This is a genomic window from uncultured Photobacterium sp., from assembly GCF_947039875.1.
In the GTDB taxonomy this organism is placed as follows: Bacteria; Pseudomonadota; Gammaproteobacteria; order Enterobacterales; family Vibrionaceae; genus Photobacterium.
This window is the reverse complement of record NZ_CAMRAN010000022.1, coordinates 15415-36403: the sequence shown is the minus strand read 5'-3', so window position 1 is coordinate 36403 and position 20989 is coordinate 15415. Positions and strand designations below refer to the sequence as shown.

At 41.7% G+C, this 20989-nt stretch carries 17 protein-coding genes; 9 read left to right on the top strand and 8 right to left on the bottom strand.

Translation table 11 applies throughout. The annotated features are described in order from the left end of the window. Positions 1–19: 19 nt before the first annotated feature. The 3 genes from glnL to glnA all read right to left on the bottom strand — a co-directional run bounded on the left by glnL (position 20) and on the right by glnA (position 3331). Complete coding sequence (glnL, locus tag Q0V26_RS09655) at positions 20–1078, bottom strand: nitrogen regulation protein NR(II) (RefSeq protein WP_107276932.1); 1059 nt, start codon at positions 1076–1078, stop codon at positions 20–22. Positions 1079–1212: 134 nt separating this feature from the next. Further along, on the bottom strand, positions 1213–1788 hold the full coding sequence (locus tag Q0V26_RS09650; RefSeq protein ID WP_297481244.1) for a DUF4124 domain-containing protein: 576 nt from the start codon (positions 1786–1788) through the stop codon (positions 1213–1215). Positions 1789–1921: 133 nt separating this feature from the next. Next, entirely contained in the window at positions 1922–3331 is a 1410-nt protein-coding gene (gene glnA, locus Q0V26_RS09645; protein WP_297481241.1) for a glutamate--ammonia ligase, read from the bottom strand. A 600-nt stretch (positions 3332–3931) separates the two neighbouring features. On the opposite strand from glnA, the gene typA reads away from it, so the two are divergent. Further along, entirely contained in the window at positions 3932–5758 is a 1827-nt protein-coding gene (gene typA, locus Q0V26_RS09640; protein WP_297481238.1) for a translational GTPase TypA, read from the top strand. 166 nt (positions 5759–5924) lie between these two features. On the opposite strand, the gene Q0V26_RS09635 is transcribed toward typA, so the two are convergent. Beyond that, on the bottom strand, positions 5925–6563 hold the full coding sequence (locus Q0V26_RS09635) for a DUF2959 domain-containing protein (RefSeq protein WP_297481235.1): 639 nt from the start codon (positions 6561–6563) through the stop codon (positions 5925–5927). A gap of 147 nt (positions 6564–6710) precedes the next feature. Between Q0V26_RS09635 and Q0V26_RS09630 the strand changes: the two genes are divergently transcribed. Genes Q0V26_RS09630 through Q0V26_RS09620 form a run of 3 tightly spaced genes read left to right on the top strand, consistent with a single transcriptional unit; the run spans position 6711 to position 9065 of the window. After that, entirely contained in the window at positions 6711–7631 is a 921-nt protein-coding gene (locus tag Q0V26_RS09630) for a virulence factor BrkB family protein (RefSeq protein ID WP_297481232.1), read from the top strand. Between the two features lie 9 nt (positions 7632–7640). After that, positions 7641–8078 (top strand): D-aminoacyl-tRNA deacylase, encoded by a 438-nt coding sequence (dtd, locus tag Q0V26_RS09625; RefSeq protein ID WP_297481229.1) that lies wholly within the window; start codon positions 7641–7643, stop codon positions 8076–8078. A 57-nt stretch (positions 8079–8135) separates the two neighbouring features. After that, positions 8136–9065, top strand: a complete 930-nt coding sequence (locus Q0V26_RS09620; protein ID WP_297481226.1) for a bifunctional GNAT family N-acetyltransferase/hotdog fold thioesterase — start codon at positions 8136–8138, stop codon at positions 9063–9065. On the opposite strand, the gene Q0V26_RS09615 is transcribed toward Q0V26_RS09620, so the two are convergent. The 4 genes from Q0V26_RS09615 to hslR form a co-directional block, all read right to left on the bottom strand. Then, complete coding sequence (locus Q0V26_RS09615; RefSeq protein WP_297481223.1) at positions 8972–10999, bottom strand: AsmA family protein; 2028 nt, start codon at positions 10997–10999, stop codon at positions 8972–8974. The two genes, Q0V26_RS09620 and Q0V26_RS09615, sit on opposite strands and share 94 nt — an antisense overlap. Before the next feature lie 171 nt (positions 11000–11170). After that, positions 11171–12802 carry a phosphoenolpyruvate carboxykinase (ATP) gene (gene pckA, locus Q0V26_RS09610; protein ID WP_297481221.1) on the bottom strand — a complete coding sequence of 544 codons (1632 nt, stop codon included), beginning with the start codon at positions 12800–12802 and terminating at the stop codon, positions 11171–11173. 328 nt (positions 12803–13130) lie between these two features. Further along, a complete protein-coding gene (gene hslO, locus Q0V26_RS09605; protein ID WP_297481218.1) occupies positions 13131–14009 on the bottom strand; it encodes an Hsp33 family molecular chaperone HslO in 879 nt (292 codons plus the stop codon). Between the two features lie 153 nt (positions 14010–14162). Continuing rightward, entirely contained in the window at positions 14163–14573 is a 411-nt protein-coding gene (gene hslR / locus Q0V26_RS09600; protein WP_297481216.1) for a ribosome-associated heat shock protein Hsp15, read from the bottom strand. Positions 14574–14857: 284 nt separating this feature from the next. On the opposite strand from hslR, the gene gspC reads away from it, so the two are divergent. The 5 genes from gspC to gspG are packed head-to-tail and all read left to right on the top strand — an operon-like array spanning position 14858 to position 20984. Next, positions 14858–15727: a type II secretion system protein GspC gene (gspC, locus tag Q0V26_RS09595; protein WP_297481213.1), complete on the top strand. Its 870-nt coding sequence runs from the start codon at positions 14858–14860 to the stop codon at positions 15725–15727. 50 nt (positions 15728–15777) lie between these two features. Beyond that, positions 15778–17793, top strand: coding sequence for a type II secretion system secretin GspD (gene gspD, locus Q0V26_RS09590; protein WP_297481210.1), 2016 nt, complete (start codon positions 15778–15780; stop codon positions 17791–17793). Continuing rightward, positions 17793–19295, top strand: a complete 1503-nt coding sequence (gene gspE / locus Q0V26_RS09585; RefSeq protein WP_297481208.1) for a type II secretion system ATPase GspE — start codon at positions 17793–17795, stop codon at positions 19293–19295. The genes gspD and gspE overlap by 1 nt, the downstream gene beginning before the upstream one ends. Further along, entirely contained in the window at positions 19295–20521 is a 1227-nt protein-coding gene (gspF, locus tag Q0V26_RS09580; protein ID WP_297481205.1) for a type II secretion system inner membrane protein GspF, read from the top strand. Before gspE ends, gspF begins: the two co-directional genes overlap by 1 nt. A gap of 22 nt (positions 20522–20543) precedes the next feature. Next, on the top strand, positions 20544–20984 hold the full coding sequence (gene gspG, locus Q0V26_RS09575) for a type II secretion system major pseudopilin GspG (RefSeq protein ID WP_297481202.1): 441 nt from the start codon (positions 20544–20546) through the stop codon (positions 20982–20984). The last annotated feature ends 5 nt before the right edge of the window (positions 20985–20989 follow it).

The window sequence follows — 20989 nt, the reverse complement described above, 5'->3', positions numbered from 1 at the left end:
ATTCCTATGGTTGTCAGTGTTATGACTTAATCGGTAAATGAATAGTGAAATTTGTATGCCCCGGCCAGCTAAAGACTTCAATTTTTCCTTGATGCTGATCGATCAAATTTCGAGCGATGGATAGACCTAACCCCGTTCCACCTTCGCGGCCAGTCACCATGGGATAAAATAAGGTGTCTTGAATATCGGCGGGAATACCTGGGCCATTGTCGATGATTTCAATGGTGGCGGTAACACGGTGGCGTACCCCTTGAATTAAACTTTGATGCGCAGTGCGGGTTTTTAATTTAATGGTACCGCCCCTTTGACCTTTCAACGCTAATGCTGCGTTACTAACAATATTTAATAATGCTTGTTCCAGTTGTTCAGCATCCATATTGATGTCGGGTAAACTGGGGTCGTAATCACGTTCAATATTGATCGTGTCATCAGTTTCGAGATTGACGAGTTGACGCACTTTTTCTAGCACTAAATGAATATTGTCGGTTTTGCGAATTCCCGGTCGTTGCGGGCCTAACAAGCGATCGACTAAATTGCGTAACCGATCCGCTTGCTCAATGATCATTTGGGTATATTCGTGATAGCTTTTATCGGGTAAGGTTTTTTCAAGTAATTGTGCAGCCCCACGTAAACCCCCGAGCGGATTTTTTATTTCATGGGCCAAGCCTCGCACTAATTCTTTAGCCGCTTGTTGTTGCGCATGTTGATTTAACTCTTGGCTAATACGACGTTGTTGATCAATCGGTTTTAATTCTAAGAGAATCAGCAGCTGTTTTTGCCATGAGATGGGACTGGCATTTGCTCCCAATAAGTGCCGTTGACCATCTATCACAAACGTAACATCGCTATCTGCGAGTCCTTGACCGCTGTGAAGGGTTGCTTTGACTTGCTCAAGATCGAGTGAGCTGTATTGCAATAATTTAGCTAATGGTGAATCGATTAAGCGGCGCTTACTGGACGATAATAATTGTTCAGCTGCAGGATTGACGTAACGAATCACTAACGCTTCATCAAGTAGCACAATGGCGGTGACTAAATTGTCGAGAATTATGGGTGTAAAGCTGGTATTCACAATCATTATCCTTATCGATAGCTAAGCAAAAGATCGTTGGTGCAGATGCACACCCGTCGCCGTTAGCTGATGCACCAAAATGGTGCATGTCAGTGTACTCGGTTTAATAGCGAACAGGCAGGATTTATTGTAAATAGGCGTTAACGGGGTTGAATTGGACTATTTTTAGGACGCGCCTGTGATTCGCGATGTAAATAAACCGTAATACTTTCAGATGAGGCAAGGATCTTGCCATTTTTAAGTAATTGGATTTGAATTTGATGACTGCCACGATCGATATTGGTCAACATCCAAATTAAGTCGGTTTGAGTTTTACCATACGCTTTACCATCTATCACTAGCTGTGCTTGCAGGTTTTTATTCAGCTTACGGTTACTGACTGCTCGTACTTTAATATCACCGTCATTACTGCGAATAGTTTGTTGATGTACAGGGGCTAATAGGCTGATGGTAGCGGCAGGAAGTGGCGGTTCAGCATCAGTGGTGATTGATATAAGCTCAACATTATCTGGTTGATCAATAGTGATTGATGTCGATTGCATGCTGGGTTGTACTTCAGTGACGGAAAGTTCAACCGTACTAGCTTGGGGAGTTCCGGGAGTATCACTAAAATGGACTACACCATTATCATCAGTCCAAGAATAAATTGTTGTAGCTATGGCGGTGCTCGCTGCTGTTGTAAATAACAGCATTGAGACCAGATTAATGAGTTTCATCCGTTAACTCTCCAGCAAGACCTTGATGGTCAATAAGTCCTTTATTGTTGCCGCTTTTTTGGGGGGAGCAAGATCAAAAAGACCTGCGTGTGAGGCAGGCCTAAATCTTCATTGTTCAGTTTAAATGTATTACTTAAACAGAGTAGTAAAGTTCAAACTCTAACGGGTGTACAGCCATATTGATTTTCTCTACATCTTGCTCTTTTAGGGTGATGTAAGAATCAATAAAGTCGTTAGAGAATACGCCACCAGAGGTTAAGAATTCACGGTCTTCGTCAAGCGCTTGTAGTGCACCTTGTAGTGACTCAGCTACTTTTGGAATCTCTGCCGCTTCTTCTGCTGGTAGGTCGTATAGATCTTTATCCATCGCTTCGCCTGGGTGGATCTTATTAGCGATACCATCGAGGCCAGCCATTAGCATTGCAGCAAACGCGAGGTATGGGTTGGCTGCTGGATCACCAAAGCGTACTTCGATACGACGTGCTTTTGGACTTGGTACGACTGGAATACGGATTGATGCAGAGCGGTTACGCGCTGAGTAAGCCAGCATAACAGGTGCTTCGTAGCCAGGGACTAGACGCTTGTATGAGTTAGTTGCTGGGTTAGCAAACGCATTGATTGCACGTGCGTGTTTGATGATACCACCGATGTAGAACAGTGCCATTTCTGATAGGCCGCCGTACTTATCACCTGAGAACAGGTTAACACCATCTTTTGCCAGTGACATGTGAACGTGCATACCTGAGCCATTATCACCAACCAGTGGTTTAGGCATAAAGGTAGCTGTTTTACCAAACGCGTGTGCCACGTTATGAACAACATACTTATAAATCTGAATTTCATCAGCTTTATTAGTTAACGTATTGAAACGGGTTGCAATTTCGTTTTGACCTGCAGTTGCTACTTCATGGTGGTGAGCTTCAACAACGAGTCCCATTTCTTCCATGATTAAACACATTGCAGAACGAATGTCTTGTGATGAATCAACAGGAGCAACGGGGAAATAACCGCCTTTAACGCCAGGACGGTGACCTTTGTTACCGCCTTCAATTTTGGTGCCGCTATTCCATGCTGCTTCAATGTCATCAATCTTAAAGAATGAACCTGACATATCAGTATTGAATCGAACGTCATCAAATAGGAAGAACTCTGGCTCAGGGCCAACTAATACATTGTCAGCAAAACCTGCTGAACGCATAAACTCTTCAGCACGTTTAGCAATTGAGCGAGGGTCACGATCGTAACCTTGCATTGTTGCTGGCTCAAGAATATCACAACGAATATTTAGAGTTGCGTCTTCCGTAAATGGGTCAAGTACCGCACTTGCTGCATCAGGCATCATTACCATGTCTGATTCATTGATGCCTTTCCAACCAGCTACAGAAGAGCCATCAAACATTTTACCTTCTTCAAAAAAATCAGCATCGATTTGATGAGATGGAATAGAAATGTGCTGCTCTTTACCTTTGGTATCGGTAAAACGTAGGTCAATAAACTTAACTTCATTTTCTTGGATCAGCGCGAGTACGTTTTCAACTGACATCTTGAGTAACCTCCGGTGTTATTTAGGGCGATGGCCGCAAACTTTATGCTCATACTGTGGTGAGCGAATCTGAAAGTATTAAAGCGAAAACCATGCCAACTTTTAAAAGTCTCTAATAATGCGTGTTTAAGGTAATTAGATGACTTTTTCCTCTCCTGTTTTGCACTATTATGGTGAGTGTGCGCACTGATTTGGTGCAACTATGGTGCATATTGAAAGTGATACAATATTGACCAATATACGTCACCATTTAATAGTTCCACTACTATGGTGATGAGGTTAAATATTGTCAATCTGCCAGAGATAATTAGGTATTTTTATTGCTAAATAATCGTCATTAAGCTGTAACCAAAAGGTGATCAATATCGCAAATTTGGTGGGTTTTAGACTAATTTATCGTATCAATATGAGGGTTAAGAAAAATAAAAACAGCCGAAAAAGTGAGTAAAAATGCGGCTCTAGAGCAAGTTGCGAAAAAAGCTGGTGATATAAATCACATATTTCGTGGGTTTTGGAGTAAAATCTGTTAAATTATGAGCCGTTTTTTTAATCAAGTAGCCTCTATTAAGACGCTGCATGTTCTGAGTGAATGTGAAACTAATGTCTAATCAACTGATCGATAACTTAAGAAATATCGCAATTATTGCTCACGTTGACCACGGTAAAACTACCCTGGTTGATAAACTTCTACAGCAATCTGGCACGTTAGAGGGTCGCGGCGAAGCCGAAGAACGTGTGATGGATTCTAACGATATCGAAAAAGAGCGTGGCATTACCATTCTTGCTAAGAACACAGCAATTAATTGGAATGACTACCGCATCAATATCGTAGACACCCCTGGACACGCAGACTTCGGTGGTGAAGTTGAGCGTATCATGTCTATGGTTGACTCTGTATTACTGATCGTTGACGCGGTTGATGGCCCAATGCCTCAAACACGTTTCGTAACGCAAAAAGCGTTTGCATACGGTCTTAAGCCAATCGTTGTAATCAACAAGATTGACCGTCCAGGTGCACGTCCTGAGTGGGTTATGGATCAAATCTTTGACCTATTTGACAACCTAGGCGCAACTGACGAGCAACTAGACTTCACAACAGTTTACGCTTCTGCGTTAAACGGTTGGGCAACAATGGAAGAAGGTGTAACTGGCGAAGACATGGAACCATTGTTCCAAGCTATCGTTGATAACGTTGCAGCTCCATGTGTTGACGTTGATGGCCCACTACAGATGCAAATCTCTCAACTAGATTACAGCTCTTACGTTGGTGTTATCGGTGTTGCTCGTATTGCTCGTGGTTCTGTTGCTGCAAACCAACAAGTAACTATCATTGGTGCTGACGGTGCTAAGCGTAACGGTAAAGTAGGTACAGTTCTAGGTTACCTAGGTCTTGAGCGTCACGAAGTTGCTGAAGCGAAAGCGGGCGATATCGTTGCAATCACAGGTCTTGGCGAGCTTAAGATTTCTGACACTATCTGTGACGTAAACACTGTTGAAGCATTACCAGCATTGTCTGTTGATGAACCAACTGTAACCATGACTTTCCAAGTAAACACTTCTCCGTTTGCTGGTAAAGAAGGTAAGTTTGTTACTTCACGTAACATCCTTGAGCGTCTACAAAAAGAATTAGTACACAACGTAGCATTGCGCGTTGAAGAGACTGATAGCCCAGACCGCTTCCGTGTTTCAGGCCGTGGTGAACTTCACCTATCTATCCTGATTGAAAACATGCGTCGTGAAGGTTACGAGCTAGCAGTATCTCGCCCAGAAGTTATCATCAAAGAAGAAGATGGTAAGCTAATGGAACCGTTTGAAGTTGTAACTATCGATGTGGTTGAAGAGCATCAAGGTAGTGTAATGGAGAAAATCGGTATCCGTAAGGGTGAGCTAAAAGATATGGCACCAGATGGTAAAGGCCGTGTTCGCATGGACTTCATGATGCCTTCTCGTGGTCTTATCGGTTTCCAAACAGAATTCCTAACAATGACTTCTGGTTCTGGTCTTATCTACCATACGTTTGATCATTACGGTCCTCACAAGGGCGGTACTATCGGTCAACGTGCTAACGGCGTATTGATCTCTAATGGTACAGGTAAAGCGGTAACTTACTCGCTATTCAACCTACAAGAGCGTGGCCGTCTGTTCTCTGAGCACGGTGACGAAGTATATGAAGGTCAGATCATCGGTATTCATAACCGTGCAAACGATCTAACTATCAACTGTCTACGTGGTAAGCAGCTAACAAACGTTCGTGCATCTGGTACAGATGAAGCACAAACGCTTTCTCCTGCTATTAAGTACACACTTGAGCAAGCACTAGAATTCATCGATGATGATGAACTAGTAGAAGTAACACCAGAAAGCATTCGTATCCGTAAGAAACTTCTTACTGAAAACGATCGTAAGCGCGCAGGTCGTGGTAAGTAATTACCGCTAGTCTGAACGATTACTAATACAATCCCTCGCTTGGCAACAAGCGGGGGATTGTTGTATCTGGAGTATGGAAATATTCTTGAGGCAAAAAATCTTGAGACAAAAAAAGAGCTAACATGGTTAGCTCTTTTTTATGGTTATAGTATGGCAATAGTGCAGATTACTTTTTTAAGTGACCAATAAAGCGATTTGATTCAGCAATGGCGTTGTTCATATCACGAATAGCACCAGAGATTTCGGTTTGTAATGCATTAAACTGCCCTTGAAGTGAGCCTATTGCTGCCGCATTGAGGTTATGCTTAAGATATAGGGTGTTATCACGTAAAGTGTCTAAAACAGGCTCCATTTTCTTTTCAGCGCGTTTCATTGCAGATAGCATTTTATTGTAAGATACTTTTGTCGTTTGTAATTTACGTTGGCTATCACGTTTAAGGTTAGCACTTTTATACAATGATAGTTCTTGCTGCCATTCTTCAAACATGGCGTTGGCGACATCTTCAATAGCGGCAATACGATCATTGACATTTTTAACCGCGGCTTCACTGCTTTGATATTGGCTATCAATATCTTGATAAGCCGATTCAAGATCGCCACCATTAAATTGATTAAGTGCTTTTAGACCATCAAGGGCGCTAGTAAATTGTTTTTGAGCGTTTTGTTGCGCTTGATTGGCATCTTCAACCCGATCAACCATGATATCGCGTTTATAAACCCCGACTTTTTCCATGGCTGAGTAGTAGGCTGTTTGACAGCCAGAAAGTAAGCTAACACTTAGAAAAAGTGCAATAAAATAGGGCATATTTTGCTCCTTGGTGAGAGATGAGAAATAACAAAAAGTCATATTATCACAGAGTGCTAACGCAACGATTTCAATAGATAAACTACAGTTACAGCGTGTAACGATAGCATGGCTGTATTTGATAACGTATAGGTAGAATTCTCTATTATGGCTGACAAAAAAAAACCTGTGAAATTTGTATTGTGGCAGCGATTGCTACGAATAATGGAATATTTTGGGTATTTAATCCAGCGCGTAAACCATGACCGCTTAACTGTAACTGCAGGATCAATGGCTTATGTGACTTTATTATCATTAGTACCGTTATTAACCGTAATAATTGCGGCATTGTCGGTGGTGCCCGCTTTTGCTGGTGTTGGTAATCAAGTACAACAATTTGTTCTTACGTATTTTGTACCAGCCACCAGTGAGGTAGTAACAACTTACCTTAATGAATTTATTGTTAATGCAGGCAAAATGACTATTGTCGGTATTGGGGCATTATTTGTGGTCGCCATGATGCTGATTTCTTCAATTGATAAGTCATTAAATTATATTTGGCGAGTGAAGAAAAAGCGGCGTTGGATTATATCATTGGCGGTCTATTGGATGATCCTCACTTTAGGTCCTATTCTTTTGGGCTCAAGTATTGCATTGAGTTCCTATGTCGGTTCATTGGTTTTGTTTGAGCATCAAGTATTACATGGCGCGGTGCAGCAGTCATTACAATGGCTTCCTTCGATGATGTCTGGTTTGGCTTTTTTATTGCTTTATGCGCTAGTGCCTAATTGTAAGGTGTTATTTAAACATGCGTTGTTAGGGGCGTTATGTAGCAGTGTTTTGTTTGAGTTGAGTAAAAAAGGGTTTGTGATTTATTTAGCACATTTTCATTCTTACCAACTGATCTATGGCGCATTGTCAGTGATCCCTATTTTGTTTGTATGGGTGTATTTGTGTTGGTGTATCGTATTATTGGGAGCAGAGATCACTGCAAGTTTAGGTGAACGTGGTTTTTGGGATGTTACTCAAGCACAATTACTGCCAACGACCGCAGTGACCAATAGCGACCATGATTATAATGAAGATTAAGGAACAGCAATGATTGCGTTAATTCAGCGGGTAAGTGAAGCGTCTGTTGTTGTCGATGGTACAGTAACGGGTGCCATTGGCTCTGGTTTGTTGGTGCTATTAGGGGTTGAAAAAGGTGATGATGAAACCAAAGCCAAAAAACTACGGGATAAAGTGTTGGGTTATCGTATCTTCAGTGATGCTGACGATAAAATGAACCTTAATGTTCAACAGGCACAAGGTAGTGTGTTGGTGGTATCACAATTTACGTTAGCGGCAGATACTAAAAAAGGCATGCGTCCTGGATTTTCGACAGGAGCTGAGCCGATTGAAGCTGAACGCTTGTACCAATATTTTGTCGAACAATGTAAAGCGCAACCAATTGTTACTGAAACTGGAGTCTTTGGTGCAGACATGAAAGTAGCATTAGTTAATGATGGTCCGGTGACATTTTGGTTGCAAGTCTAAGTATTAGATTTTTAATTTGGGCACTTAATAGCGGTCGATGAAAAAGAGAGGGAATGCATGTTTCGATTAGTCACTCCGCAAACCGAACAACAGTTTGCACGTTATTATCATTTTCGCTGGCGAATGTTACGTCAGCCATGGCAAATGCCGTTAGGATCGGAGCGTGATGCTTATGATGATGTCAGCGCGCATCGAATGTTGGTTGATAATGATGACAATGTGGTGGCAATTGGACGTTTGTATATTACGCCAGATAATGAAGGTCAAGTGCGTTATATGGCGGTTGATACGGCAGCGCAACACCACGGGCTAGGTGGAATGGTGTTAATGGCACTGGAATCGTTAGCACGTTATGACGGTGCAAAACGGTTAGTGTGTAATGCCCGTGAAGCGGCTATTCCCTTTTATATTAAAAATGGCTTTGAAAGTCGTGGCGAGTTAAGTGATGAGAGTGGCCCTATACGTCATCAGCAAATGGTGAAATTACTGTCGCCTTTGACAGATGTTGCTCGTCAGCCTCAATGGTGTCAGGAACTACAATCATTATGGCAAAGCCAGATTCCGATTAGTGATAAAATGGGGATCAAAATTAACCAATATACCGGCTATCGATTTGAAGTTAGCGCATTGTTCAATGCCAATATTAATCCCAATGAATTTATGTTTGCGGGCAGTATTTTTACGATGGCGACCTTAGCGGGCTGGGGCTTTATTTGGTTGTTGCTTAAAGAGCGTGGCTTACAAGGTAATATTATTTTAGTTGATAGCCACATTCGTTATTCAGCTCCAGTCACCGAGCGTCCAATCGCCGTTACCACCCTTGAACATTTACGCGGGGACTTTGATCGTATTACTCAACAGCGAAAAGGACGGATTACGGTTGATGTTAATGTTCAATGTGGCAAAACGGTTTCATCCACTTTTACAGGGACGTATTTAGTGTTGCCTGTACACAATGAATCAATAGTTGAGGTTGAAACGCCGTGATGCCATGAACGGATTAATTGTTGGCAGGCTGTGGTTAATGTCAGTTGAAATTGCTGTTGTTGGGCATCACCTAAGCTCCATCGACCAGCCATATTTAATTTAAAATCATCACCCGTAATGGTTGATGGGGATAACTGGATGGTGCCATCTTGTGCCGTTAGTGTCTGTGGTGGTGTGGTGAGTTGTAGCGGTGATGCGATAGTAGGCATTGTTGTTGATTGACTCTTGACGGTAATATTCGATTGCTGCCATTGGGTTAATAATTGTTGAGGGGTGATGTTATCTAATGCCAATTGACGCAAGGCAATATTAGCACTACCTGTTAAATGGGTTTTAACCTCGGTCCAGTTGCTCGCATGACCCTTTAGTTTTATTTGGGTGTCGATCGCCCCCGTAAGTGGCAGTGGTAATCCTAACCAGCGGTATAATATTTGAGCGGGCATGGTATCGCCCATCATGGTTAATCGCCATGGTTTGTATAGGGTTTCAAGTAATATTCTTGCCCGTGCTTTTAACATTCCATCCTTAAATGGCAGCACTAACTTATCCAGTTGCCATTGGCCAGCATTACTGTGCATGGTCGCGATGGCTTGGTTCATCACTATTTGATTGATACTACCAAAGCCTAAGTTAGCCTCAATAGAACCTTGCCATAATCCCCACTGATTATTTTGTTTCAGTACCGTGTCTTGCGCATCAATATCAATGCCCGCTAATTGAAACGGAATAGTTGTTGCTGAAGAGGTGATCTGACTATTATTAATGTTGATTTTTTTTGCTATCACATCGGTGTATTGCTGCTGCCATTGTTGCCATTTCTGATACCAATTTTTATCTACAAACCATTTAATACCACTGGCTTTTAGATCATTAATAAATAGTTGCTGTGGATCGATCCAGCCATCAACACGAACAAAACCTTGCATAATATGGGCTGACATACCGTGGCTGATTACTTGCTGAGGCATAAATTGTAATTCAGCTAATGGTTGCTCAAAATTAAGTTGTTGCCATTGGGCATGGCCAGCACTGAACGATAAGCGACTGTCTTTTTGCTGCCAGTAAGTGAGTGGCCACTGCCAATTTTCCAACGATAAATTAATATCATCAGCTCCCCACTGTGGCAACTCAATACTACTGTTGACCACATCGATACGGTTAAATGTAATGGTTTTTAAGCCTGTGATGGGGGGGCTAAATTGCTGTCGCCAAGTATCAAATAACTGTTGGTCTTGTAGGTGAAAGCGACTAATGGTGAGTTGGTCGATCGTTAAATTGTGACTGTGATTATCGAGCTGAGCTTGGGCGGTGATCGTCGCTTGGTGCCACAGGCCTGAAATACCATTAAATTGCCATTGTTGATCGTGTTTTTCAGCATTGAGTAGCAGTTGTTGTAGTTGTAATTGGTGCCACTTGATGCTGGGGGCGCTCATTTTAAAGCTGCCGTTAAAGCTCTGCCACCAGGGCGTATTTGGTTGAGGTGTTTGCCAATTATCCATTTCAATTACCCCGTGTTTCATTGTAAATTCAGGGGTGTCTATATTGGTGTTATTGAGTATTAAGCGCTTAACCGTTACGGGTGACGATTGATTTAATAGTGGCATGTTTACTGCGGTAATATTATTAATCTGAACACCGTCAAACTCCAGTTTGTGGTCTGTAAAGCTAGGTTTGGATAACCATAATGTAATGCTATCAGCGTTAAGCAATACCTGTTGGTGCTGGGTGATTTCTGCCTGTTCTAATGTGATTTGATAAGGCGTTCGAATATCGTAATCAATCTTTTTAGCGAACACTTGGTAAGGTGATAGGTGTGTGAGGGCAAAATTTAATAATGGCGTATTATAACGAGTATGTAATAACCCAATTAGAGCGGTCAGACTCACAACGACGATTAATATAAAAATAAGCACTACTTTGCTCAACAGTCGCATAATTTTTCCTTGTAAGCGGAAGGCATCAAATCAATATAAAGGCTTGTTGAGGGTGGGCGAAAAACCATTTTTTAGCAAGTGCTTTGGCTGGTGTATTAATGTGAAATATGGTGATAAAAAACAGCCCCTAATAAAAGAGGCTGTTAATGGATAATTCAATGAGGACTCAAATTAACCGAGTTGTGGGCCTGCTGTGACTAATTGTTGGCCTTCTTGAGTATCGGTGTACTTATCAAAGTTAGTAATAAAGCGATCAGCCAAATCTTCAGCTTTGCTTTGCCACTGAAGTGGATCAGTGTAAGTATCACGCGGATCAAGAATCGTTGGATCAACACCAGGTAATGATGTTGGCACCGTTAGATTAAAGATTGGAATTTGCTTGGTATTTGCTTCATCAATTGAGCCATCAAGGATTGCATCAATGATTGCACGTGTATCTTGAATTGAAATACGCTTACCAGTGCCGTTCCAGCCTGTGTTTACCAAGTAAGCTTCAGCGCCCGCAGCTTCCATACGCTTAACTAATACTTCTGCATATTGAGTTGGGTGCAAGGTTAGGAATGCATTACCAAAACATGCAGAGAACGTTGGTGTTGGTTCTGTAATACCACGTTCAGTGCCCGCTAATTTAGCAGTAAAGCCAGAAAGGAAATGGTACTTAGTTTGCTCTGGGGTTAACTTCGAAACGGGAGGTAATACACCAAAAGCATCTGCTGATAAGAAGATCACTTTATTAGCATGGCCGCCTTTTGATACTGGCTTAACAATATTTTCGATATGGTAAATTGGGTACGAAACACGGGTGTTTTCAGTTTTTGAGTTATCGTCAAAATCAATTGAACCATTACCACGAACAGTAACGTTCTCTAACAAGGCATCACGACGAATGGCATTGTAGATATCAGGTTCTGCTTCTTTTGATAGGTTGATCGTTTTTGCGTAGCAACCACCTTCAAAGTTAAATACGCCGTGGTCATCCCAACCATGTTCATCATCACCAATTAATGCGCGCTTAGGATCGGTTGATAGGGTTGTTTTACCTGTGCCTGAAAGACCAAAGAATACGGCCACATCGCCTTCTTGGCTCATGTTGGCTGAACAGTGCATTGATGCAATGCCTTGCAGTGGTAAAAAGTAGTTCATCATCGCGAACATACCTTTCTTCATCTCACCGCCGTACCATGTACCACCAATCAACTGCATTTTTTCGCTAAGGTTGAAAACAGTGAAGTTTTCAGAGTTCATGCCGTGCTCTTTCCACTTAGGGTTAGTGCACTTTGAACCATTCATGATCACAAAATCAGGTTCAAAATTTTCAAGTTCAGCGTTTGTTGGACGAATGAACATGTTTTTCACAAAATGTGCTTGCCATGCGACTTCCGTGATTACGCGAATACAAAGACGAGTATCAGGGTTAGCACCACAATAACCATCAACAACAAAAAGGCGCTTGTTCGATAGTTGGTTGGTGACTAATTCTTTAAGATCTAGCCATGCTGTTTGAGTGAGGGCTTTATTGTCATTCTTACCTTGATCTGACCACCACAATGTATCTTTGGTTGTGTTATCACGCACAATAAATTTATCTTGTGGTGAACGACCTGTAAAAATGCCTGTATCAACAGATACAGCACCCAGTTCAGTAACTATACCGCGCTCGTAACCTTCAAGTTCTGGTTTTGTTTCTTCATTGAAAAGAACTTCGTAGGATGGGTTACGAATAACATCTGTAACATTAGTAATACCGTATTGGGATAAATCCATGTTGTTTGCAACCTTATTATCGACACAAGTAGTGATCATTGGTGCTCCTAGGGTAAGATGTTGTTTAACTGTCAATCATGCTAGCAACCCTAAATCGCTAAATCAGGGACGGTCATCAAAAAAATGACCATCATTTTGTTAATTTTAGGTAAAAACATCAAGATCGTGAAGAGTTTTATTTTGCGAAAATGTTAAATTTTATTTGTTGTGATAGTGGTCAATTTTTACTCTGCGTGATTGCAAAAAAAGCACAAATAAAGTTGAAATGTAAACTTGTATACGGTGTGGCTATGATGGGATTTAAAAATAAGATAAAAAAAGCCGACATGATTGTCGGCTTTAAATAACAAAATGATATACGTTTGAATTAGTGAATTTGATCACTATCAGCAGCGTTAGCACTATTGTCACGTAGTGCTGCTACATCAATACTATCGAAATCATAGCTCGTGCCGCAATAGTCACAATGCAATGATACTTTGCCATCTTCAGCAATGATTTTATCAATTTCTGTTGGTTGAACACTCATGATGGCAGCGGCACTACGCTCACGAGAACAACCACATTCAAAGCTTACTGGTTGTGGTTCAAATAATTGCACTTGCTCTTGGTGGTAAAGACGATATAACACATCTTGTGCTTCAAGCGTAAATAGCTCGTCATCTTTAACGGTTTCAGTTAGCGCTTCTAAATGTTCAAAGTCGCCTTCTTTACCTGTACCATCAGGCATGATTTGTAATAACATTCCCGCCGCTTTTACTTGGCCGTCAATTTCACCGGTACGTAACCAAATACGGGTTTTTAATTGCTCTGAATTTTTGAAGTAACTTTCAAGACATTCAGCTAATGTATCGCCATCAAGACCCACAACACCTTGGTAGCGCTCACCTCTGGTTGGGGCAATGGTGATCACCATATGACCTTTACCCATTAAGTCATGGATAGTTCCAGCTTCTAGGTCGCCATTCCAACGCGCTACCCCACGTAATTGTTGGTTATGATCACCGTTGATTACCGCTAGGCTGACAGGACCATCACCTTGAATTTGAACGGTAATTGAACCTTCAAATTTTAAGGTTGCGGTTAATAGACTGGTTGCTACTAATAATTCACCCAATAATGTCGCTATTGGTGCTGGGTAGTTTTTATCCGCAATAATTTGTTGGTAAGTTTGACTTACTTGTACCAATTCACCGCGAACGGCTGCGCCATCGAAAAGGTAACGGTTTAAACTATCGTTTGTCATGAGTATGTATTCTCCAACTATAGAGCCAACCCAATAAAGGGATAAAATGAACAGTAATTACTTTATGGTCAACGCCGCAACCAAGGCGGTTAAACCGTTGCAATAAAGCACTCATTGTTGAAATTATAATTTAATAGGGTGGCACTGAGTTATTTATTCAGATGAGTTAATATTTTTGAATCGCATAATGTCGCGGCGTTGCTTTTTATCCGGTCGTTTTTCTGGACTTGGATTGTCATAAGCATTGAGTTTACGCATTTTTGCCGTCTGTTCACGGGCTGTAATGCTTTCTGCCGTTTCTCGATAGAGCAGTTGTGCTTCTGGTGCGCCACGGCGGCAGTCAGAAATTTGTTCAATGATGATTATTTTATCATCGTTACTCTGACGTAATTTTACCGTTGCGCCAAGTTCAATAATTTTACTTGGTTTTGAACGCTGACCATTGTACTGCACTTTACCGCCATCGATCATAGTGCGAGCAATTGAACGTGTTTTGTAAAAGCGGGCAGCCCATAACCATTTATCAAGACGAACCTGCTTAAGATTCGAGGTGTTTTGCTTCATTACGGTGCCTTTATTTGCTGAAACGATAAATTATCACATTCTACAGATAACCGCAGTAATGTGACTATTTAGTATAAATGGTGATATTAGCCGAGGATTTCAATCACTGAGTAAGAATTTATTACAAAAAATCAGTAAATTCTTAGATACTATGGTGTTTTGTGTGGATTATTAGATAGTATTTCAGTCATTAACAGGCGATCATTGTCAGTTCAATTTTATAGTGCAACGGCACTTCACTTATCTGTTTAATGGTAGTTGGTATTTTAACAATGGATTTCACTATGCTTACTTCAAAGTGGTTTACTGCTGCAACAACCAAATGTCCGTTATCATTACAATCTGCCACGCGTATTTTAACTTGTATTTTGGTTGTGATATTGGCTTGGGTTACAGGTCGTTTAGTGTGGTCTATTGTCGAACCCGCTCCTGCTGTTGCTCGCTGGCAACCTCTTGTGGTAACCGTTGATACCGCCCAACAACAAATACCCGTCAATGAATTATTAAGCTTAAATTTGTTTGGTCGCTATCAAGCCGATGCTGTTACGAAAACGGCGATTAAACAAGATGCCCCTCAAACACAATTGCGATTAACGTTAGTGGGGGTGGTTGCTAGTTCAACCCCGTCAAAAGCATTAGCTGTGGTGACCAATAACGGTAAACAAAATACGTATGGTATCAATGAAGTGATCGATAACACACGTGCAACTCTAATTGCGGTTTATAACGATCGGGTGATTATTCGAAATAACGGTCGTGATGAAACATTAATGCTAGAAGGATTGAAATTTATCAAGCCTTCGACGACGGACATTGTGGCGCCAAAGAAAAATAGCAGCAATAGCGCTGAACTTGCCAAAATAAAACAAGAAATTTTATCTGAGCCACAAAGCTTATTTCGCTACATTCGTTTATCTTTGGTAAAAAAAGATGGCCAAATTGAAGGCTATCGCGTTAATCCAGGAAAAAATAGAATTTTATTTGATCAGGTCGGTCTTAAAGCTAATGACCTTGCAGTGAAAATTAACGGTAATAGTCTGATCGATTCTACAATTATGACCAAACTTTGGGGTGAGTTGTCTTCAGCCTCTGATTTTACACTGACGGTTGAACGCAACGGTCAGTTACATGATATCCACATAGAGCTGCAATAACAACTTAGTGCTTAGCTTGAAATGAATATGCGATTATGCAGGAGTTTTTTGTGAAAAAATGGATGGGAAAAAGTGCCCTATTGTTAGCGAGTGGCTTGTTGTGTAGTCAAGCGATGGCTGATGAATTAAGTGCCAACTTTAAAGGGACTGACATTCAAGAATTTATCAATATAGTTGGCCGCACCTTACATAAAACGATCATTATTGATCCAGCTGTGCGCGGGCAAGTGAATGTGCGTAGCTATGATTTATTGAACGAAGAACAATATTACCGTTTCTTCCTGAATGTGCTTGATGTCTATGGTTATGCTGTTGTAACTACGGAAGATGGTGTCATGAAAGTTATTCGTGATAAAGATGCTAAAACAGCTGCGATTCCAGTGGTTGGCGCGAATGATAAAAACATTCCTGGTGATGCGGTTGTGACGCGTGTTATTGCGGTGAAGAATGTTTCAGTGCGTGAGCTCTCGCCATTATTACGCCAGCTAAATGATAATGCTGGTGCGGGTAATGTTGTCCATTATGATCCTGCCAATATCATTATGATCACTGGTCGTGCTGCGGTTGTTAACCGCTTAGCTGAAATCATTGAGCGAGTTGACCGTGCCGGTAATAAAGACGTTACCGTGGTATCACTTAATAATGCATCAGCATCAGAAATGGTACGTATTATTGATTCATTGAATAAAAGTACTGAATCATCAACTCCAGGTTTTCTTATCCCTAAAGCTGTTGCTGATGAACGGACTAACTCGGTGTTGATTTCTGGCGACCCTAAAGCACGTGAGTACCTAAAAAATCTGATTCACCGATTAGATAAAGAGATGGCGGTAAGTGGCAACAGTCGTGTGTTTTATCTTAAATATGCCAAAGCAGAAGATTTAGTCGATGTTCTTAAAGGGGTATCTGAAAATGTGAAAGCATCAACCAAAGGTAATGCTAGTCAAGGTCAGGGCTCAAATAAAGATGATGTAATGATCTCCGCTCATGTATCAACGAATTCATTAATTATTTCAGCGCCTGCGGATGTAATGAAACGTTTAGAATCGATTATTTCACAACTCGATATCCGTCGCGCGCAAGTTCACATTGAAGCGATGATTGTTGAAGTACAGGAAGGTGAAGGGGTCGACTTTGGTGTTCAGTGGGGCTCTGAAGATGGTGGTGTGGTTCAATTTGGTAACAGCAGTGCACCGATTGGTGGATTATTATCAGCCCAAGAAGCGGGTAAAGATACTACCACCACTGAAACGCGTTACGATTCTGACGGCGTACCTTATACGTATCAAACTACCGAAAGTGGTGATTTAGCACCAATGGCTACCTTCCTTGGTGGTGTTAAAGGTGCCGCGGCTGCAATTGCATTGGGTGATTGGACGGCATTAGTCACTGCAGTGCAATCTAACCGAAATGTAAATGTACTTTCAACCCCGAACGTTACGGTCTTGGATAACCAAGAAGCGAATTTATCGGTTGGTCAAGAAGTGCCTGTGACGACTGGTTCGCAAACGGGATCAAATAACGATAACCCATTTACTACAGTAGAACGTAAAGATGTTGGTATTCAACTGAAAGTGACCCCGCAAATTAACGAGGGTGACTCAGTACAAATGAAGATCGAACAAGTGGTATCGCAAGTTGCTGATGCAAATGGTGCGGTTGATATTCGATTTGATAAGCGTGAATTAACAACATCAGTATTAGTTAAAGATGGCAACATGATTGCATTGGGTGGTTTGATGCAAGAGAAAACCCTTGAGTCTGAGCAAAAAGTGCCGATCTTAGGTGATATTCCGGTATTGGGGGCGTTATTCCGTTCGACCAATAATCAAACCGAAAAAACCAACTTGATGATTTTCATTCGTCCAACGATTTTACGTGATGACATGAGTGCTGATGGTATGACGCAACGTAAATATAACTATATTCGTGCCAAGCAGTTATACCAAGCGGATAAAGGGATGCGTTTAATGGATGCTGAAATACCTGTTATTCCAAAATATGGTGATGACATGGCATTGCCAGCAGAAGTGCGGGCGTTTGTATCGCAGTTGGAGAAACACTAATGGCAGATGAGTCTTTGGCGTTAGAAACCGCAGTTTTATTTCGATTGCCGTTTTCTTTTGCTAAGCGCCATCATGTGGTGATTGAAGCGAATCAACAAGGATGGCAGTTATACTATTGCGGTCAGCTATCAGCCATCGTATTAGCGGAAGTGCGCCGTGTTGTTGGAGAGGGTTTTTATCCGGTTGAATTATCAGAATCACAGTTTGAGCAAAAGCTAACGGATGCATATCAACGTGATTCGTCAGAAGCACGCCAGTTAATGGAAGACTTAGGTTCTGACAGTGATGATTTTTTCTCGTTAGCTGAAGATCTTCCTGAAACGGAAGATTTACTTGAGTCGGAAGATGATGCGCCAATCATTAAATTGATCAATGCGATGCTCGCAGAAGCCATCAAAGAAGGGGCGTCTGATATTCATATCGAAACCTTTGAAAAAATATTGTCGATTCGTTTTCGTGTCGATGGCATGTTACGTGAAGTATTACAACCAAGCCGTAAGTTAGCACCGTTGCTAGTCTCTCGTATTAAAGTCATGGCGAAATTAGACATCGCAGAAAAACGGATTCCACAAGATGGCCGTATTTCATTACGTATCGGTGGCCGGGCGGTGGATGTGCGGGTATCAACCATGCCGTCATCGCATGGCGAGCGGGTGGTATTGCGTTTATTAGATAAAAATGCCACTCGGCTTGATTTACACAGCCTTGGTATGACCGCTGCTAACCATGAAGCGTTTAGAAAGATCATTGATCGCCCGCATGGGATTATTTTAGTTACCGGTCCTACTGGTTCAGGTAAATCAACTACTTTGTATGCTGGTCTGCAAGAGCTCAATAGTGCTGAACGTAATATTCTTACGGTTGAAGATCCGATTGAATTTGATATCGATGGTATTGGTCAAACGCAGGTAAACAGTAAAGTTGATATGACATTTGCGCGTGGTTTGCGGGCCATTTTACGTCAAGATCCCGATGTGGTCATGATTGGTGAAATACGTGATTTAGAAACGGCAGCAATTGCCGTTCAAGCATCATTAACGGGTCATATGGTGTTATCAACCCTGCACACCAATACTGCGGTAGGCGCAATCACTCGTTTACGCGATATGGGAATTGAACCCTTCTTGGTGTCATCATCTCTACTGGGGGTGTTAGCTCAACGCTTAGTCCGTACTTTATGTGTTGAATGTCGCCAACCTTATGATGCCGATACCGAACAGAAGAAACTGTTTAAGTTAACAGCGACCGATAGTTTGACATTGTATCGTTCTTGCGGGTGTGACAAATGTAATTTTAAAGGCTATCGAGGCCGTACGGGTATTCATGAGCTTTTACAAGTAGATGAGCACGTACAAGAGTTAATTCATGCGGAAGCTGGCGAACAAGCGATTGAAAAATATGTTCGCCAGAGCACTCCAAGTATTCGAGATGATGGTTTGGATAAAGTACGCCAAGGAATCACCACACTTGAAGAAGTGATGCGCGTGACCAAGGAGAGCTAATGGCGGCATTTGAATATAAAGCATTAGATGCCAAAGGCCGCCACAAAAAAGGTGTGCTAGAAGGCGATACATCGCGTCAGGTTAGGCAGCAGTTGCGCGAAAAAGGGTTAGTGCCAATTGAGGTTAATCAAACTTCTGGTCAAGGTAAAAAAACGGCAGCGGCACCGAGTAAGTTAACGTTTCGACGGGGTATTAGTACCAATGAACTAGCGTTGATTACCCGTCAGTTAGCGACCTTGGTACAAGCCTCAATGCCATTGGAAGAATGTATTAAGGCGGTGGCAGAGCAAAATGAAAAGCCGCGTTTGAAAAATATTCTACTGGCGGTGCGTTCGCGGGTGGTTGAAGGTTACACCTTGGCTGACAGTATGGCGGAATACCCGCATGTGTTCGATCAATTGTTTCGCGCTATGGTGGCAGCGGGTGAAAAATCAGGGCATTTAGATACCATTTTAAATCGCTTAGCTGATTACAGCGAAAATCGTCAACAAATGCGTAGTAAGCTTCAACAAGCGATGATTTACCCACTTATGCTGACGTTGGTGGCGGTATCGGTAGTGGCATTCTTGTTGGCGACTGTGGTGCCGAAAATTGTTGATCAATTTGTGCAAATGAACCAAGGCTTGCCTGCAATTACTGAAGTGTTATTGGCTGCCAGTAATTTCGTTCAACATTGGGGATTGCTGGTGGTGATTGCGATTGTGGCTTTAATTGTTTTAATCAAAACAGCCCTGAAAAAACCCGCCTTTCGTATGAAGTGGGATCGTACCATCTTGCGTCTGCCTGTGATTGGTAAAGTTGCACGTGGATTGAACACCTCTCGTTTTGCTCGAACACTCTCTATTTGTACTTCAAGTGCGATCCCTTTATTAGATGGTATGAAAGTCGCATCTGATGTGATGACTAACACCTATGTTAATAAGAAAATTTTAGACGCGGCAGATCGAGTGCGTGAAGGAGCAAGCTTACGGGTTTCGTTGGAAAAAACGGCACTGTTTCCACCGATGATGTTACATATGATTGCCAGTGGTGAACGCAGTGGTGAGCTTGAGCAAATGCTGACTCGTGCGGCGGATAACCAAGATCGTGATTTTGAATCATTAGTGAATATGGCGTTAGGGGTTTTTGAGCCGTTATTGATTGTCGCCATGGCAGGGGTGGTGATGTTTATCGTTATTGCGACCTTGATGCCGATTATTGAATTAAACAATATGGTTGGAATGTAATTTTTCTTTTGGAGGGTAAATAATGCAACAAAAACAACGTGGTTTTACGCTGTTAGAAGTAATGGTCGTTATTGTGATTCTAGGGGTATTGGCAAGTTTAGTGGTGCCAAATCTATTAGGAAATAAAGAAAAAGCCGATCAACAAAAAGCGGTAACTGATATTAGTTCGTTAGAACAATCATTGGAAATGTATAAGTTGGATAACAGTGTCTTTCCAACCACAGATCAAGGGCTAGAAGCTTTAGTTACTAAGCCTTCATCATCACCTGAACCACGTAACTATCGTGATGATGGTTACATTAAGCGTTTACCAAAAGATCCATGGGGTTATGAATATCAATACGTTATGCCTGGTGAACATGGTGCGGTTGATATCTTTAGTCTTGGTGCGGATGGTCAAGAAGGCGGTGACGATATCAATACAGATATCGGTAACTGGAATATGTTGAATTACAAGAAATAAAGCTA

Excerpts from the sequence above, each read along its gene's own strand:
- glnL (WP_107276932.1), bottom strand. The coding sequence starts at position 1,078 with ATGATTGTGAATACCAGCTTTACACCCATAATTCTCGACAATTTAGTC.
- Q0V26_RS09650 (WP_297481244.1), bottom strand. The coding sequence starts at position 1,788 with ATGAAACTCATTAATCTGGTCTCAATGCTGTTATTTACAACAGCAGCG.
- glnA (WP_297481241.1), bottom strand. The coding sequence starts at position 3,331 with ATGTCAGTTGAAAACGTACTCGCGCTGATCCAAGAAAATGAAGTTAAG.
- typA (WP_297481238.1), top strand. The coding sequence starts at position 3,932 with ATGTCTAATCAACTGATCGATAACTTAAGAAATATCGCAATTATTGCT.
- Q0V26_RS09635 (WP_297481235.1), bottom strand. The coding sequence starts at position 6,563 with ATGCCCTATTTTATTGCACTTTTTCTAAGTGTTAGCTTACTTTCTGGC.
- Q0V26_RS09630 (WP_297481232.1), top strand. The coding sequence starts at position 6,711 with ATGGCTGACAAAAAAAAACCTGTGAAATTTGTATTGTGGCAGCGATTG.
- dtd (WP_297481229.1), top strand. The coding sequence starts at position 7,641 with ATGATTGCGTTAATTCAGCGGGTAAGTGAAGCGTCTGTTGTTGTCGAT.
- Q0V26_RS09620 (WP_297481226.1), top strand. The coding sequence starts at position 8,136 with ATGTTTCGATTAGTCACTCCGCAAACCGAACAACAGTTTGCACGTTAT.
- Q0V26_RS09615 (WP_297481223.1), bottom strand. The coding sequence starts at position 10,999 with ATGCGACTGTTGAGCAAAGTAGTGCTTATTTTTATATTAATCGTCGTT.
- pckA (WP_297481221.1), bottom strand. The coding sequence starts at position 12,802 with ATGATCACTACTTGTGTCGATAATAAGGTTGCAAACAACATGGATTTA.
- hslO (WP_297481218.1), bottom strand. The coding sequence starts at position 14,009 with ATGACAAACGATAGTTTAAACCGTTACCTTTTCGATGGCGCAGCCGTT.
- hslR (WP_297481216.1), bottom strand. The coding sequence starts at position 14,573 with ATGAAGCAAAACACCTCGAATCTTAAGCAGGTTCGTCTTGATAAATGG.
- gspC (WP_297481213.1), top strand. The coding sequence starts at position 14,858 with ATGCTTACTTCAAAGTGGTTTACTGCTGCAACAACCAAATGTCCGTTA.
- gspE (WP_297481208.1), top strand. The coding sequence starts at position 17,793 with ATGGCAGATGAGTCTTTGGCGTTAGAAACCGCAGTTTTATTTCGATTG.
- gspF (WP_297481205.1), top strand. The coding sequence starts at position 19,295 with ATGGCGGCATTTGAATATAAAGCATTAGATGCCAAAGGCCGCCACAAA.
- gspG (WP_297481202.1), top strand. The coding sequence starts at position 20,544 with ATGCAACAAAAACAACGTGGTTTTACGCTGTTAGAAGTAATGGTCGTT.